The following is a 15771-nucleotide window of genomic DNA, read 5'->3' as shown; positions in this document are numbered from 1 at the left end:
TGAGCTAGGTGGGGATGGTCGCATCGACCTCTGCCAAGGGAAGAAACAGGGAGAAGATTGTGCCGTGGTGGATGGGGTGCTCACTGCTGCGGTAGGTGAGTCTGCCCTGGTGGCGTGTGACGATGCCGGCGGAGATCCAAAGGCCAAGTCCCGTGCCATTGAGGTCTTTGGTGGTGTAGAAGGGCTCGAAGAGACGAGCCTTTACCGCGGGGGACATGCCATGCCCGGTGTCGGCGATTGTAATGCGAATGCCTTGACGCGGCGGCTGCGAGTCGGAGGAGCAGTCGGTGGCGTCGTGGGCTCTGACGATGAGACGTCCCCCGTTGCCGCGCATGGCGTCAATTGCATTGGCAATCAGGTTGTTGAGGACCTGCCGGATGTCGTTTTCGAAGCAGAGTACGGTGGTGCTGGTCTTGTAGGAGGCCTCCACCTTGATATGCGAGTTGGCGAGGCGGCCCTGATAGAGATTGAGGACGGCGTTGACGAGATCGGCTGCACTGACGTGGGTAGCACGGACGGCCTGACGATGGAAGCGGAGGGTTTGCGTGGCGATCTGACAGACGCGGGAGAGTTCGCTCTGTGCCGTGTGGAGATACTCGCGTGTGTTTTCGGGCAGATCGGCAGAGAGGTTGATAAGGTAGAGCAGGTTGGTGATGGCCTCCAGCGGATTATTGATCTCGTGGGAGATGGAGCTGGCCAGACGACCGACGGCGGCCAGTTTTTCGCTCTGAATAAGGGCAGCCTCAGCTTTTTTCTGAAGGGTGACCTCGAGGACGACAGCGGCGATAGCCTCGACCGAACCGTCTGCCGCGAAGACGGGAGAGTAGCTGACATTGAAAGAACGTTGTTCGCCAGGACGTCCGGGAAGTTCGCCATGGAGGAGATGACTGCGCACCGGCCGGCCGGAAGCAGCCGTCTGGAGCAGTTCTTTGAGCCCGGGAATTGCGACGACGTCAGTAATGACCTGGCCGAGGATCTTCTCGCGGGGTAGACCGATGATCTCCACCTGACGATCGTTGATGCGGAGATAGCGAAGCGTGGCGGCATCGAAGAGAGCGAGCCCTACGGGAGCGGTCTGGTAGATGGATTCGAGTTCGGAACGCTGGCGTTCGGTCTCTTCCTGGCGTTGCTGGAGGGTTTCAGCGAACCTCTTGCGGTCGTCGATGTCGATGGCCACCCCAAGCCAATGGAGGATTTGTCCGGACTCGTCGCGAACCGCCTGGGCGCGAAGCCACCACCAGCGAGCAGAACCGTCTCTAGCACGTAGAAGACGTGCCTCGATATCATATTCGGCTCCGGTGGCGACGGAATGAGTCCAGGCTTCCGTGACGCGCTGCCGATCTTCGGGGTCGAAGGCATTGAGCCAGTTGTGGCCGCCGAGGGTTTCGATGGTGAGTCCGATGTAGTCGAGGAATCCCTGGTTGGCATAGGTAATGCTGCCGTCTGGTGCTCCCATCCAGATGGCCTGTGGATTGAGATCGGCCAGGACACGGTACCGGGCTTCACTTGTGACCAAAGCTTCTTCGCTCTTCTTGCGATCCGTGATGTCGATGGAGAGGCCGCAAAGGCTGACAGGTTTGCCGGCAACCGAGACGATCTGGCCCCGGTTCTCGATCCAGAGAATGCGACCATCTGCAGCTTGTATCTGACACTCCACCACGATCATCTGACCTGTCTCGACCGCGGCTTGCACGGCCGAAGCAATCGTAGGCAGATATTTGGGGAGAAGGAATTTCTTGAAGGAGCGAGCGTCGGGGATTTCGGCGAGGGGATGGCCAAAGACTGGATATGAGCCGGCTCCGTAGGTGGCCTTGCCGGTTGCGTAATCCACGTCCCAGGTGGCGGCGCGAGCGGTCTGCTGGACGGAGGCGAGAAGATCCTGCTGCCGCTTGAGAACCTGATCGGATTGATGCCGTGCGGTGACGTCGCGGAAGAAGAGGACCATACCGTCGTCGTAAGGCCGGCATTGAACCGAGAGCCAGAGGTTGAAGGGCTCCGGATAATAGGCCTCGAACTCACCGGGAATTCCTTCCTCCATCGCTCGATGGTAGTGATAACGGAAATCGCTGCCCGGCTCCGCCGCGGCGGGAAATTCCTTCCAGAGATTCTTTCCGAGGAGTTCGCCTATGGGGCTGAGAAGCTTCCTGGCGCGGCGATTGAGAAAGGTAAAATTCCAATCCCGGTTCAGGCTTACGACGGCATCGGTGGTGGTTTCGAGAACCTGGCGGAGCTGGCGCGCGGCGGCATCACGAAGAAGCTCTGCGCCCTTGCGGTCGGTGATGTCGCTCGAGAAGATGATGATGCCGTCTTCGAAGGGTCGTGCGGAGACGCGGAACCAGATGTCGAGCGGCGCCGGGTAGTAGGCCTCGAACTCGGTGGCGATGCGCCGGTCCATCGTCGTGCGATAGTGAGAGCGAAAAGGCTCCTTCTGGTTCGACGGGAAGCGCTCCCATAGGTTCTCACCGATGAGTGTGTCCGTTTTGAGAATGTCGAGCGCCGCGCGGTTGGCGAAGGTACAGTTCCAGTTGCGATCGATGCAAACGATGGAGTCGGGGGATGCGTCGAAAATCTGCCGCAGCTGGCGGACGGCCGAGTCGCGAAGGCCTTCGGCGCGTTTGCGGTCGGTAACGTCTCGGTAGTAGAGAGCGACGCCTTCGTCGGTAGGGAGGATGTGCACGTCGACCCAGACATCGAATGGAGCGTAGAAGTGCTCGATGTGCTGAGGAAGGCGAGTCTGCATAACGGTGCGGTAGGTGCGTTCCAGAGCCGTGCCAACGGTCTCCGGGAAGAGCTGCCAGTGGCTTTTGGAGTTTATATCGGAGGGCTGGATGCGGCTGACTCGAACAGCTTCCGCGTTGGCATAGGTGACGATCCAATTGTGGTTGAAGCAGAGAATCGCTTCCGGCAGTTGCGCAACCAGGCGTGCGAGGTTGTCGTTCTCGGCATCGCTCTCACGCCGAAACTGAGCACGGCGATTGAGAGTCACTGGCGCTTTGGAGACGATGGAGTCAGACATGGTAGCGAAAGTACGGACGAAGCTTCATCTTACAGAGGAATCGTCGGGAGACACAGGCACTTCTGCTTGCGATCCGAGGCGAACTTCGAGGTAGTCAACGCGTGTCTGGAGAGCCTTTATGGCAGCGGAAAGCGTTGCGATTTCAGCTTCCAATTGAGTAATGCGTTGAGTGGTTGAGGTGACCGATTCGGCTCGTTCGGCAGGGTAGGCGGTAAGGTCCGGTGGCGTTCCGAGGAGATGAGCGTAGCGCGCTTCGCGGGAGCCGGGCTGGCGAGGGAGGATGGTTACGAGAGGTCCGGTCTTTTCCGGAGTCGAATCGTCCGCCGCTGTGCGAGTGGCGAGGCGTTCGAGGGTGGATTGGACAGCTGCAAGGTCGTCGAAGGTGTAGAGGCGGTCGGCGCGGCTGCGAAGCTCGCCGGGTGTCTGTGGACCGCGCAGCAGCAGCAGGCAAAGGACAGTAGTCTCGTCGCGGCGGAGGTTGAGGACGGTCCGGACACGATGCTCGTACTTTGGAACGCGGGCGTCGCGGACAGGGTTGGTGAGAGCGAGATCTTCAAGCGTGTGGAGCGCCTGCCGAACCTCCTCCTCCGTCAGCTCGAGGACGGGCTCGCGGCTGGAGCGCTGATTACACGCATTGACCAATGCGTTAAGCGAGAGCGGATAGTTCTCAGGAGTGGTGATCTCTTTTTCGATGAGCGAGCCGACGACGCGAAGCTGAATGGGATCAAGCTGCATATCTACTAGGGTGCCACATGCACGCTAGTCTGGCTCGTTGGATAATGGAGAACGATTTAAGAGGTGGCCAAGTGTTATTTATCGATGAAGAACAGGTGAGGGCGTCGCTCTCGTATGAAGAGCTGATCCCAGCCATGCGGCAGGCGTTGATGGATTTTTCTGCCGGACGCGTGGTGCAACCGCTGCGAACGGTAATGTCGGTGGCCGCACATTCCGGATGGTTTGCCGTGATGCCCGCCGTCTACGGAGACGTGATGGGGGCGAAGATGGTCACGTTTTACCCCGGCAACGCCGATAGAGGGAAGCATACGCATCAGGCAGTGATTCAACTGTTTCGTGCGGAAACGGGCGAGCCGCTGGCCATGATGGACGGACGGCTGATCACGGAGATGAGGACGGCGGCGGTATCGGCTGTGGCTGTCGATCTGCTCGCGCGACCCGAGGCGAGAGTGCTGGGCATTCTGGGAAGCGGTGTTCAGGCTCGGTCCCATCTGCGGGCGCTGTCGCGGGTTCGGAAGTTTGAAGAGATTCGCGTTTGGAGCCGTACACAAAGCAATGCAAGGAGGTTCGCCGCGGACGTTGGGGCACAAGTAAGGACAGCGGAGGAGGTGGTATCCGGCGCGGACGTTGTGCTGACGCTGACAAGTTCGCCGGAGCCGGTCCTGTTCGGTCGATGGCTCAAGAAGGACGCGATGGTGTGTGCAGTCGGTGCCGTGACGCCAAATCGCAGGGAGCTCGACGAAGAGGCGATGCAAGGAGCGGTTGTGGTCGAATCTCGAGAGGCTGCGCTGCGAGAACCGGGAGATATTCTTCTGGCGAAGGCGCAGGTAAGTGCTGAGATTGGAGAGTTGCTGCTGGGAAAGGCTTTGGAAAGAAGAGATCGTCCCGTGGTGTTCAAATCCGTCGGGATTGCGATCGAAGACGTAGCTTCGGCGAGACTGGTCTACGACACGTTGATTGCCGCTGAGCGCAGCTAATTGTTGATATACATCTGGTTACGGTCTTTGACGGGAACGGTTGAGGCAGTTCGAAAGCCGATCCAAATATGACACTAAAGTTACAGAAGTGCTATCAGTGATTTGGAGATGAGTCCGATAAACTAGAAGAAGGAAATGACGAATCGCGGACCGCATTTGGGGATTCGCATTTCGAACACTGGGACCAGGAGAGTTTGGATGCAGAGATTGTGCGCGAAAGGTTTTGCGGCGGTTGCGGCCACTACGATGTTGATGTTGGGGGTAACCGGTCTTTCGTGGGCCAAGTCGGTGCGTACCCGAGTACACGCCGGGCTGCACAGCACTCTCCATACCTCCTCGCGAAGCAAAACGCATTCGGTGGCGATCACGGGCGAAGAGGTTGTGCCCGGTGTGATGCCCGACGAGATCTCTTCGGGTGCGGTCTCGGGCGAACTGCCGGACGACGGAAAGCCGTATCAGCTGCGGATGACGAACCTCCATACCGGCGAGAGTCTGGATATTGTCTACCGGGTCGGAGACACCTATATTCCGGAGGCGCTGGACAAGCTGAACTATTTCCTGCGCGATCACTATACGCAGGACGTAGTCCACTACGAGCCAAAGGAGTTCGATGTGCTGCACGCGATGATGTCGCGGCTGGGACAGGCGAGTGGCGTTATCCAGGTTGTCTGCGGGTACCGGACGCCGGAGACCAATGAGGCGCTGCGGCACGCGTCTGTGAAGACCGGGGTCGCCGAGCATAGCCAGCACATGGAAGGTCATGCGATCGACCTTCGCGTACCCGGTGTTTCGACGGTGCAGTTGCGGAATACCGCGCTTTCGCTGCACGCCGGTGGGGTTGGATACTACCCGGTGTCGCAGTTTGTTCACGTAGACGTGGGGCCGGTGCGAGAGTGGGCGTTTGGCGTAACTCCCCATCGTCCAGGACGTAGGACGCATGGCGCGCGCGCGATCGGGATGTAGCTTTCTTGACTTGATTGTCATCCCCCCTCCCGTCCGAAAGTGTGCAAAGTCTTCAAAACAGAGACTTTGAGTCTGGACCTACAGGTAACCTAAGTTAAACAGGAAAGGCCCGGCATTGTGCCGGGCCTTCTGCTCTTCCTGAATTAATTGTAGCAGGGGTGTCAAGACTGTTTGGCTAGTCGATGTGCCGGCGGGTATCCGGTGAGAGCGCTCGACTATACTTCGCCGCATGGAGTCTCTGGGGCAACGGCTCAGGGTGAAGCGATGGGGTCTGCCGATTGCTCGCGACCTCGCCGCGGAGATTCTTGTCGACAAATCTGCGGTTCGTTCTATGGTGCGGGAGCTCTTCGGCGACGACGTCGAGGTACGTAAACGCGCAGCCGATGTTGCGCGGCGGATCACAGAGAAGAACGACAAATTGCTGGAGCCTTACGCCGACGAACTGGCTGGCCTGCTGGAGGGGCTGCCGATCGAAGAGTCGCGAACACGATGGCATCTCGGGTTGGTGGTTCCAAGGGTTGCGCATACTCGTATACAGCGGCTAAGGGCCGCGCGGACGATGTCATTGCTGGCTCAGGATGAGAGCAACGTGGTGAGGTGCTCCGCGGTGGAGGGGCTTGGGCTGTTAGCGATGCAGGAAGCGTCGCTGCGGGATGAGGCGGAGGAGATGATCGAGAGATTTTTGCGCGAGGGGACCAAGGCGATGAAGTGCCGTGCGCGAGCGGTGATGCGGATTTGGGCGACGAGCGAACGTAGAAAGAAATGACTATTATGGTCATCATGACTAGAATGGTCATGCCGGAGGTGTGAAATGGCGAGTTGGGCTGTTGCAGAGGCGAAAGCGAGATTTAGCAAGGTTGTAGAGCAGGCACTGAGCGAAGGCCCGCAGGAGATTACCAGGAATGGTAAGCAGGCGGTGACAGTGATTGCGACGAAGGAGTTGGAGAAGCTGCGGAAGCCGGAGCAGTCCTTGGGGGAGTTTCTGCTTAATTCTCCTTTGCGTGGATCGGGCTTGACGATTCCCAAGCGAAGCAGATGGAAGACAAGGCCGGTGAAGTTTTGAAGATATTGCTCGATACGGATGTCATCTCGCAGTTCACCAAAGACGTGCCACACCCTGGGGTTCACGCCTGGTTGAGAGGTGCTATCAATGAGGATCTGTATTTGAGCGCGATTAGCGTGGAAGAGATTCGTGAAGGAATCGAGATGATGGATACTGGACGCAAGAAGCGCAGACTGGATCAATGGCTTACCGATGAAGTGTTGATTGACTATCGGGCGCGCATTTTACCGGTTGGAGTCGAGATCGCCGATCTTTGTGGACGGATTCTGGCGGCAGAAGAGAAGGAAGGCCGCCATCCGGATGTTAGCGATGCTTATATCGCGGCGACGGCCAGAGTTCATGGGATGTGGCTGGCGACGTTGAACCGGAAGCATTTTGAACGGCTGGGTGTGGAGTTAGTGGAGTTTTAGACCGAAAGCAGGTGAACACTGTTGGAATATAAAATCCCTGTCCCGCTCGTGGCTGTGATTGCGGATGTATTCAGTAGCCATTACACCCACACTGAAATAGACTCCCGCTTCTTCGCTGCTGGGTTCCCTGCTGATGTACCACCGGGAAATAAGCAGCAAAAATGCCACGCATGGCTATTGCGCGCGAATCAACAGATTGAAGCACCATTATTGATGGTTGGTCATTTAATCGAAGAACTAATGGAGACGGTACCTCCTCCGACCTGGGGCGGCGGAGAAAGTCCGCTAGAAGCCCATCGTGCAAGAATTTCCGCTCAATTGAGTGCTCTCGGGCTGTGCTATCAGATAGGTGGACACTTCTTCAATTGGGGACCAGTGCTGCGAGCCGGACTTTGCAGCAGATTGTGCATGATCGCGATCTAAAAGGCGTTCATTTGGAATTTGATCGCATCTTCGCAAATTTAGAAAGTGATCCAGCAGCAGCTGTAACTGCGTCATGTGCGCTCTTAGAAGCACTATTCAAGACATACATCGCAGACAAGAAACTAACTCTTCCGTCTGACCAAAGCATCTTGCCACTGTGGAAGGTTGTTAGGAGTCATTTACAGCTCGATCCAGCGGATATGCAGGACGAGGGCTTGAAGAAAATCCTGAGTGGGCTGGCATCAATCGTTGACGGGATTGCATCGCTTCGGACAAAGCGGGGTTCCGCCCATGGACATGACGGACGAACGAGCTTCCGCTTGGAACCGCGTCATGCACGCCTTGCTTCACACGGTGCGTTTACTCTGGCAACGTTTTTCATTGAGGTCGCCGAAACGAAGAAAGCGCGGCAATAAGCCAAACAATCTAAGGATTAAACAGAAGGGCCGCCAGTGATGGCGGCCTTTGTAGTTGTTTTTGCGCGAAGCGCGTTTGCCTGGACTGCTAGTCGCCGGAGACGGTCTCTTCGACCTTCGGTGCCGGCGCGGCCTTGATCTCGCCGATGGAGATGAATCCGGCAGGGGCATCGGGCTCCTGGAGGATTTCTTTGCGGTAGAGCTTAGCCATGCGGGCGTTTTCGGCGTCCTGCTTGATCTTCGCATCACGTGCGCGGATCTTTTCTTCGCGAGAGTTCTTCGCGATGCCGGACTTGTCGAAGGTGTCGTTGGCGGCGGCGTTGACGTGCTCGTCGTTGAGGATCAGGTCGTACTTCATCTCGGCTTCGAGACCGACTTTCTTACCGCCGGCGAAGATCTCGTGGCGGCCATGCTCCTCGTACCACTTGGTGAGGGTGGAGGTCATGTGCATCTTCTCGATGATATTGCGCCAGCCCACCCCGGTGTTGTAAGCGCAGAAGCTGATCTCACCCTCTTGCGTGGCGTAGGGGATGATGCACTGCTCGGTGCGGCGGAAGTCATAGTTGAAGAGATCCTGGAACCACATGCCGGCGATGAAGAGGAAGTTCCAACGATCGCCGCGGCGCTTCTCGATGTCGGCCATGGTGCGGTCTGCAGTGACTTTGCCGTAGCTGCGACCGGTTGCGCCGAAGCTCTTGTCGAACTTCTGCAGCAGGTCCTTGATCTTGAAGTGGGTCGGTGCAGCTTCGGGCTTGTAGTTGCGGAGAAGCGCGAGCGTGACGCCGATGATAGAGAGCCATTTGCCGCGGGCGGCGTCGTTGATGCGGGCGACATCCTTCGCAAGGCGGTCTGCATTGATGAACGCTGTTACGGGAACTGCTTCCTTGGTCTCCTTGTCGATCATCAGGGCCATCGAGATACCGCAGTTCGGATGGCAGCCGCAGGACAGTTGGCCCCAGTCGCGGTCCGGCCCGTGGACGAGGTCGGCCCAGTCGGAGAAGGTGGACATGAAGGAGATGGGGAACCAGTCGCGGGTCGGTTCGCCGAGGCCGGTCTGGTTCTTCACATCGTGCGCGAGGTGCGAGAGGGTGTAGCGTTGGGCCTGACGACGCTCGTCCGAGATGTCTTCGTCACGGCCGGTAAAGCTGACGGGCTGGAAGGAGAGGAAGTTGATCTTCTTCGGGTTGTCGAGCGCGAACTCGATGATGCGGCCAACTTGCTCGTTGTTGATGCCATTGACGATGGTGGTGACGGGAACGATATCGACGCCAGCCTCGTGCAGATTGTGAATGGCCTGGAGCTTTACGTCGAATGCGTTGCCGACCTTGCGGTGCGAGTTGGCTGCGTTGCCGATGCCATCGAACTGGAGGTAAGCGTAGCGCAGACCGGCTTCAGCAGCGGCCTTCGCGAACTCCTTCGACTTGGCGAACTCGATGCCGTTGGTCGCGGCCTGAACTGAGGTGTAACCAACCTTGCGGGCGTAGGAGACGGCGTCGAGGAAGTACGGGGAGAGCGTGGGCTCACCGCCGGAGAACTGGACCGACATCTGACGACGAGGCTTGATGGTGACCGCGTTGTCGAGCATGGTCTTGATCTCGTCCCACGTCAGTTCGTGGACGAAGCCGACCTGGTTGGCGTCCATGAAGCAGGGATCGCACATCATGTTGCAGCGATTGGTGAGGTCAATGGTGAGAACCGAGCCGCGGCCGTGGGTGACGGTGGAGGTGCCGTGGTTGTGCAGCTTCTCGTCATTGTGGGCGCGGATGTCGCGACCAGGGAAGACCTCTTCGAGGTGCTTGAAGAAGGCGGTATCGATCGACATCAGGTCTTCAAAGTGGCCGTGGATCGGGCAGTCCTTGACCATCAGGATCTCGCCGTTGCGCTCGATGATCTGTGCCTTGATCTCGCCGACCTTCTCGTTGAGAAGGATCTCGTGAGGCAGCTTGCCGTCAACAATCTGCTGACGAATTTCCGGAATGCACTTCGGGCAAAGGGAGTCAGTGGTGCGAGGCCAGCCGAGGGGTGGCTTCTCTTTCTGATAGCTCTTGAGAAGCGGCTTGTCGCTCCACTTTGGAGTGAAGCTTGCGTTGGGGCTGAATGAGTTCAGCTTGTTGAATACTGCCCAACCTGCTTTTGCTCCATAGGTGAGAGCTTTTTCGGCTATTTTGGCCTTCGGCATTTACTTTGTCTCCTGAATGTCCGTCTGATGTCTTATATCTTCTGGATTTGTAACCTGATTTTATCTACTAGGGCCGACTTTTTAGCTGTTGATCCGATGCTTTGCGCCTTGAGAGGTATGCATCTTGATTCGAGCTATCTATTGCTTTTCCTGTCAGATGCAGCTGCAATCCCGTTCGACTCACCCCTTAACAGTACCCAGCCAAAGGGCCATACCGAAGCATGTGGTATCGAATGGCGATAATCTGCATTGAATGGCGACGTAAACGCGGTGGACGGGACCTAGTTTTAGCGACAAATAAATCACTGCAGGCTAACGCCGCTGGTTCCGTTAGCGACGTTGTTCAGGATTCGTTGCACGAAGATGATGCGGACGTGGACACGGCTGGCCACATCGGGGAGGAACTCGTTGAGCAGATTGTTGGCGGGGTCGAGAGCGTATCCGGTGACGATGCGAATCGCGGTAGAGGAAGCATCGCTGTGGATCCCAGGCACGTACTGATTGGATAAAATCGCGCCCACGGGGTAGTTGAGGAGAACAGAGTAGTTCGGCATGGAACTGCCGTCGTCGTGGCGCGATATCACCGTACGGGAGACCGAGTAGAGGATGCGCTTCGTCAATGGAGCGTGTGGCATGCGGAAGTAGCGTGGATCCTGATGGAAGAGGACTGGGAAGGTGAAGGCTCCAAAAAACTGGCCGGTGACGTCCTGTAGATAGCTGACGCCAACTGATTTGCCGAACCCCTTCAGGCCAGGGCCGTAGGCAGAGTGAGAGTCGGCAGCGACTGAGATCGCGGAGATGCCAACGATGGTGCCAAAGTTAGCGGGGTCGGCCAGGTCGTGAAGCGCGAGGTAACCCTTCTCCTGCCATGTCATTGGGATGATGATGTTCGTGCCGAGAAACTTTTGATACGGATAGACAAGATTGGCGCAGGGTTTTGGGATCTCATCGACGCGATTGGGGTTGTAGTAGATGACCTTCATGGCGCGAAAGGCGTTGCAGGGCTTGACCCCGTCGCCGGTCTGTTGGAAGGAGGCCTGGGCTACGGCGACGACATTGCTCTGAGGTGTATCGACTGCGCTTGGTGCATCGGGAAGATCGGTTGAGGTGGATTCAGAGAAGGTGGCGAGTGTCTTCGGGTTCATCGGGGACGGTGCCTGCGGGTGGGCGATCGCCGCAACCAACAACAACGTCATGGTCAGCAACCAACGCATACTTACGCGATCCCAGTCAGTGTCTTCATCCGACCATCCCATGCAAGTAAGATCAGTCAACCTTTCGAATGTGAGCGGCCGCGAGGGCATCGTTAAGAAACTCGTTAACGACGTAACCCAGGGCGGATCCACCCATCGAGGCACCGAAGGTTACCATCGTCTGGCCTGCGCTCCGGTTGCGTTCGGGATAGTAGGCGTTTGTGAGAGCCGATCCGACGAGATTACCTGCAATAAGCGAGAAGTTGGCCGTCGGGCGTCCATCGTCAGACTTTGTAATGAGGGGCCTCTCTACGCCGTGCAAAAAGCGCTTGAAGAAGCTATGGCCTGCGCCGAGTTCGTAGTAGCGTGGATCTTCGTGGAGCAGCGGAGCAAACAGGGCAACGCTGAAAAGATTGTCAGTTACGCTGCGTAGAGCAGCCGCACCTAGCCGTTCGCCGAAAGCCGCCTTGTCGGTGCCATAGTTGGGGCTACTGTTAATGAGGTGGCTGTATCCAGCCGATGCAGACCATCCGACGATAGAAAACAGCGACACGGACTCTTTGAGGCCAAGAAGCACCTTCTCATGAGAAGTAAGGGGGTGAGCTGTCTCCGCTGGAAGAATCGTCATGTCACGACGAGTTGGCAGACTCAGATGTTCTTCTGGATCCGGAATAAAATTACCTGCGCTTCCTGTTGGCTCTCCGGCCAAACTGGATTCGCCAACGGGCGCGCCGCTGGTTGAAGCAGCAGGACTCTCCGGCAATGCAGGAGCGTCTGGCCATGAAAGCTTCGCTTCTGCATCAGGTGCCTGAAGCGGGTCAGTTTGTGCCATGACAAAGGTCGCAGCAAATGCCAGGCACGCCGGGACAGCCAGAAATAGGATCAGTTTGGACGATGTTCTCGAAATCAAACGTACCTTTGCGATCGTCAAAAGAACTCCCTTGTAGACTTCTGGTACCGCGCCTGACTAAAGAGCAGCGGCTGGTCCATGGCGTGAACGACATGATGTGAGCGTTTGCCTATGTATAACGGACGCAGGAACGTTGCGGCAAGTTGCATTTGCCGGGCAGGTCGAGGCAGACCGTCGTTACCATCCCGGCACGTGAACGCGATGGGCGTTGACCTCGCGTTTTCTGCGTCATCTAATCAAGAGGAAGAGGTGCCCGTATGTCAACCGAAGAGCCGAAGCGACCGTGGGAGCAGCAGTTGCGGGATGCGGCGACACATCTGGAGACAGACCTGAAGAACGTCGTGAAGTACATCAACGACGAGGTGGTGCCGGGCGTTCGTCGCAATAGTTCGGAGGCGCTGCGAACCGCTGCGGCAGAGTTGCACAAGCTCGCCTCGCGAATGGATGATCATGCGCGAAGATCGTCTGCTCCTCCCCCGCCGCCACCGAAAGATACCTCGAAGCCGTGATGAGGGGCCGGCTTGGCAGTGTCACAGTGCTGTCTGCGTTCGCGCTGATGGCGAGCGGCTGTCATAAAGAAACAACACGAGCATACCGGCCACCGCCTCCACCGCCGACAACGACTGCTTCAAGTCACGGCAAAAACTCTCGCTCCGCGCGGCCCAACCCAACCGCAGATGTCGCTACTGCCCAAGGTTCATCCCCACCCGCTCCTGCGCAGCCCCCGGGCAATCTAGGGAAACCCATCTCAAGCGAGGTCGGAATGGCCAGTTGGTACGGACCTCCCTACGCCGGTCGAAAAGGCGCTGACGGCACGGTGTATGACCAGAACGCGATGACCGCCGCGCACCTCACTCTGCCAATGGGGACCATGGTGCGTGTGACGAATCTGACCAACAACGAGTCGGTAGTGGTGAAGATCACGGATCGCGGGCCCTTTGTGCATGGCCGCATCATCGATCTCTCGCTGGCCGCTGCGAAGGCGACTGGAGTGTATCGCGCCGGAGTCGCCAAAGTGAAGGTAGAGGCATTCGCCGCGCCGCTTCGTGCTAATGCTGACCCGGGCGGCCATTGGTGCGTGCAAGTCGGAGCCTTCGCGCGAGAGTCGGACGCGCTGAAGCTGAAAGAAGAGATGATTCGGCGCTATGCCACTGCCAAGGTCATTGAGTTCCCCGGACCAACAGGGCACTGGGTCAGGATCAGTCCGAAGCTGCCGAACAAGAGCAACGCCAGCGAGGTAGCCGACAGCATTCACTCCAAGGATCCTGCTGCTGCACCCTATCTGATTCGAACCGATTAGACGCCTAGAGGAGGATGCGTTTTCCGGTGCGCCGCTCGATCTCCTGTTGAAACTCCATCGCGGCACAATGGTTCGAAGTGTGTGTGATTGTGACGCGATTGTCGCCGGCAACGCGCGTCATGCGGCCTCCCTGCATCGCCTGAATCGCCATCACCTCGCCGTATTGAATCGACTTCGAAGGCTGAAACCAGAATCGTTGCTTGATCGCTGTGGGGGTCAGCGTGATGGTTCCGGGCATCTGCATCACGCCGAGCGCGATGGCTGCGAGGAGCAACACCGCCATCCACCAAGGCACCTGCTGTTTTTGCGTCGCAGCCATATAGAGAAAGAAGAGGATGTAGGCCGGAAGAGCGATGGCGCGCGACCAGGCGAAGAGCGGCTTGATACGGAAGACGATACCATCAGGAGCCTGGCTGACCGAGCCCTTGGTCAGACGGCTGCCGTAGAGCAGCACGATGGCGAGGCCGACCGCAACGGCACGAAGTATGTGGGTATCAAGATGCATCAAGTCTTCCTGAATCATTTCGAGTGGATGCGAACCCTACTTGCCCGGGAGCGTAGGCGGCGCGTAGTAGGGAAGCTTCTGTTGCTCCAGCGTCGCACGCTTCACGCCGATGTCGTCAAAGAGCATGCTTGGTGCGATGGTGGTCTGGGGAACGGTACCAAGCGAGTTCGAAACATAGGGGTCATTGCCGACAGCGACGATATCGGAGCGAAGACTACGGTTATCGAGTTCGTCGAAGATCGCGCCGCGCACAAGTTTGCGTGTTCCATCAGGATGTACCAGGTAAAGCAGGCGCGGTAGAAGTTCGCCGCCGAGGGTTTCGACAGAGTAGACGTCGCGGCCCTGCTCCTTCGCCATAGTAAGGAGGCGCTTGTTGAGCTCGCCTCGCGACAGAGGCTGGCTGGATTTGACCAAAATAACACCGGCGCGCGAATGGGCGGCCTGCGCAGGAGCGGCGCGACCATGCCCATTCGAGATGTCAAAGTCTTTAACGGGCTCGCGACCAATGAGAAAGTTTTCGAGCTTGCCGTTGACGATGATATCGACTGACTGCGCAGGAACGCCCTCGTCGTCGATTGTGTAGGCCCCAAGAAGAGCTTTACCGTCGAACTTCGCCTGCAGAGGATCGTCGGTGACGCTGAGCATCTCGGGAAGGACACGGGCCTTGAAGCTCGAGGAATATGCGCCGGTGGTGCGTGCAGTTGTGCCCATCTCGGGTCGATCGGCTTCGACGTTGGGCACGAGCAGGCGATCGATGACGTCTGCCGAAGCGTCACCGCTGAAGAGCACAGGCCCATGATAGTCGTCGGCTGAAACTACCGGGGCATTGCGTAGCTCCTCAAAGCTCTTGAGATCTTCAATCGCACGCTTTCGAAAAGCTCCGGCGCTCTCAAGTTCTTTGGCGCTAACGGCGACGGTACCGTTGTCGCGACTCAGGCGCATGCCATCCGCCGCCTGGCCACCAACGCTGATGGCTCCGTCATAGCCTGTATAGCCCTGGCGCAACACGGTTCCTTCGGTGTTGACCAGGTAGCGGTTGAGTGCAATGCCGCGGATGTTCGCAGTGGAATACTGGACGTGCTCAGCGAAGGAACGAACCTGGGGGTCCGAAACGAAGAGGCCACTGGCTTCGACGATGCGGCGCTTCCACTCGGCGCGATCCAGGTCGAGAGCGACTAGGGGTGAGATCTGGATGACCGCCTTGGCCTGCGCAAAGTCGGGTTGGGCCTGCATGGATTGAAACTGCTTCAATGCGGCCTGCTTGGCAGAATAAGCACGCAGCGCGTTCTTATACGCGGTGTCGGTCGCTGTCCAGAGCGCGTACCGTAGCGCTTCGGGGTTATCGTCGGTGGGCGCAAGCTCCAGGGTGCCGTCGCCGCGGCTGGTGCTGCTGTCCACCGCATAGTCTCCAATGCGAACGGTAACGCGGACGATGCGTTGGCGATTCTCTTCTTCGCGGGTCAACGCGCCATAGTTGGCCACGGCCTCGTAGGAGGCCATGTCGTCCAGCCGGTACTCCACAAAGTAGGGGCGTTGCATATTTGGAAGCAGCAGCGCCTTCTCGCGGTCGAGTTCTTCCTGCATCGCGCGGAGCAAGGGATCGTTCCCTGTGGAAGGCGTTTGCGCAAAAACGTTATTTGTAACTGCAATTGTGCCGGATAAAGAGATAAACCAGATAGCC

At 57.9% G+C, this 15771-nt stretch carries 16 protein-coding genes; 9 read left to right on the top strand and 7 right to left on the bottom strand.

Annotated elements, in window-relative coordinates; all coding sequences use genetic code 11:
- Nucleotides 1-4: 4 nt before the first annotated feature.
- Nucleotides 5-3016 carry a PAS domain-containing protein gene (locus tag HDF12_RS00660; protein ID WP_179580402.1) on the bottom strand — a complete coding sequence of 1004 codons (3012 nt, stop codon included), beginning with the start codon at nt 3014-3016 and terminating at the stop codon, nt 5-7.
- A gap of 24 nt (nt 3017-3040) precedes the next feature.
- On the bottom strand, nt 3041-3751 hold the full coding sequence (locus HDF12_RS00655; RefSeq protein WP_179580400.1) for a YceH family protein: 711 nt from the start codon (nt 3749-3751) through the stop codon (nt 3041-3043).
- Between the two features lie 71 nt (nt 3752-3822).
- On the opposite strand from HDF12_RS00655, the gene HDF12_RS00650 reads away from it, so the two are divergent.
- The 7 genes from HDF12_RS00650 (at nt 3823) to HDF12_RS00620 (ending at nt 8003) form a co-directional block, all read left to right on the top strand.
- Nucleotides 3823-4728, top strand: coding sequence for an ornithine cyclodeaminase family protein (locus tag HDF12_RS00650; RefSeq protein WP_218892275.1), 906 nt, complete (start codon nt 3823-3825; stop codon nt 4726-4728).
- 198 nt (nt 4729-4926) lie between these two features.
- Nucleotides 4927-5691: a YcbK family protein gene (locus tag HDF12_RS00645; protein WP_257025285.1), complete on the top strand. Its 765-nt coding sequence runs from the start codon at nt 4927-4929 to the stop codon at nt 5689-5691.
- A gap of 256 nt (nt 5692-5947) precedes the next feature.
- On the top strand, nt 5948-6457 hold the full coding sequence (locus HDF12_RS00640; RefSeq protein ID WP_179580397.1) for a hypothetical protein: 510 nt from the start codon (nt 5948-5950) through the stop codon (nt 6455-6457).
- 45 nt (nt 6458-6502) lie between these two features.
- The gene (locus HDF12_RS00635; protein WP_179580396.1) at nt 6503-6754 is read left to right on the top strand and encodes a type II toxin-antitoxin system Phd/YefM family antitoxin; all 252 of its coding nucleotides are present in this window, start codon (nt 6503-6505) and stop codon (nt 6752-6754) included.
- A complete protein-coding gene (locus tag HDF12_RS00630) occupies nt 6727-7164 on the top strand; it encodes a type II toxin-antitoxin system VapC family toxin (protein ID WP_179580395.1) in 438 nt (145 codons plus the stop codon). The genes HDF12_RS00635 and HDF12_RS00630 overlap by 28 nt, the downstream gene beginning before the upstream one ends.
- A 21-nt stretch (nt 7165-7185) precedes the next feature.
- Complete coding sequence (locus HDF12_RS00625; RefSeq protein WP_179580394.1) at nt 7186-7587, top strand: hypothetical protein; 402 nt, start codon at nt 7186-7188, stop codon at nt 7585-7587.
- Nucleotides 7557-8003: an abortive infection family protein gene (locus HDF12_RS00620; protein ID WP_179580392.1), complete on the top strand. Its 447-nt coding sequence runs from the start codon at nt 7557-7559 to the stop codon at nt 8001-8003. Before HDF12_RS00625 ends, HDF12_RS00620 begins: the two co-directional genes overlap by 31 nt.
- A gap of 88 nt (nt 8004-8091) precedes the next feature.
- On the opposite strand, the gene HDF12_RS00615 is transcribed toward HDF12_RS00620, so the two are convergent.
- The 3 genes from HDF12_RS00615 to HDF12_RS00605 form a co-directional block, all read right to left on the bottom strand.
- A complete protein-coding gene (locus HDF12_RS00615) occupies nt 8092-10182 on the bottom strand; it encodes a radical SAM protein (RefSeq protein ID WP_179580391.1) in 2091 nt (696 codons plus the stop codon).
- A gap of 302 nt (nt 10183-10484) precedes the next feature.
- A complete protein-coding gene (locus tag HDF12_RS00610; RefSeq protein ID WP_179580390.1) occupies nt 10485-11396 on the bottom strand; it encodes a hypothetical protein in 912 nt (303 codons plus the stop codon).
- A gap of 52 nt (nt 11397-11448) precedes the next feature.
- On the bottom strand, nt 11449-12207 hold the full coding sequence (locus HDF12_RS00605) for a hypothetical protein (RefSeq protein WP_179580389.1): 759 nt from the start codon (nt 12205-12207) through the stop codon (nt 11449-11451).
- Between the two features lie 335 nt (nt 12208-12542).
- Here HDF12_RS00605 and HDF12_RS00600 point away from each other — a divergent pair, with 335 nt between their 5' ends.
- Together HDF12_RS00600 and HDF12_RS00595 are read left to right on the top strand one after the other, a co-directional pair.
- Nucleotides 12543-12794 carry a hypothetical protein gene (locus HDF12_RS00600; RefSeq protein WP_179580387.1) on the top strand — a complete coding sequence of 84 codons (252 nt, stop codon included), beginning with the start codon at nt 12543-12545 and terminating at the stop codon, nt 12792-12794.
- Nucleotides 12795-13048: 254 nt separating this feature from the next.
- Nucleotides 13049-13585: a septal ring lytic transglycosylase RlpA family protein gene (locus HDF12_RS00595; protein ID WP_257025284.1), complete on the top strand. Its 537-nt coding sequence runs from the start codon at nt 13049-13051 to the stop codon at nt 13583-13585.
- Nucleotides 13586-13589: 4 nt separating this feature from the next.
- Here HDF12_RS00595 and HDF12_RS00590 read toward each other — a convergent pair whose 3' ends face one another.
- Together HDF12_RS00590 and HDF12_RS00585 are read right to left on the bottom strand one after the other, a co-directional pair.
- The gene (locus HDF12_RS00590; protein ID WP_179580382.1) at nt 13590-14090 is read right to left on the bottom strand and encodes a hypothetical protein; all 501 of its coding nucleotides are present in this window, start codon (nt 14088-14090) and stop codon (nt 13590-13592) included.
- Between the two features lie 36 nt (nt 14091-14126).
- The gene (locus tag HDF12_RS00585) at nt 14127-15686 is read right to left on the bottom strand and encodes a metallopeptidase TldD-related protein (protein ID WP_257025283.1); all 1560 of its coding nucleotides are present in this window, start codon (nt 15684-15686) and stop codon (nt 14127-14129) included.
- Nucleotides 15687-15771: the final 85 nt, after the last annotated feature.

The sequence above is a fragment of the Tunturiibacter gelidiferens genome, assembly GCF_013410115.1.
GTDB lineage: Bacteria > Acidobacteriota > Terriglobia > Terriglobales > Acidobacteriaceae > Edaphobacter > Edaphobacter gelidiferens.
The sequence above is the reverse complement of the archived record's forward strand: the minus strand, read 5'-3'. Positions and strand labels throughout refer to the sequence as shown.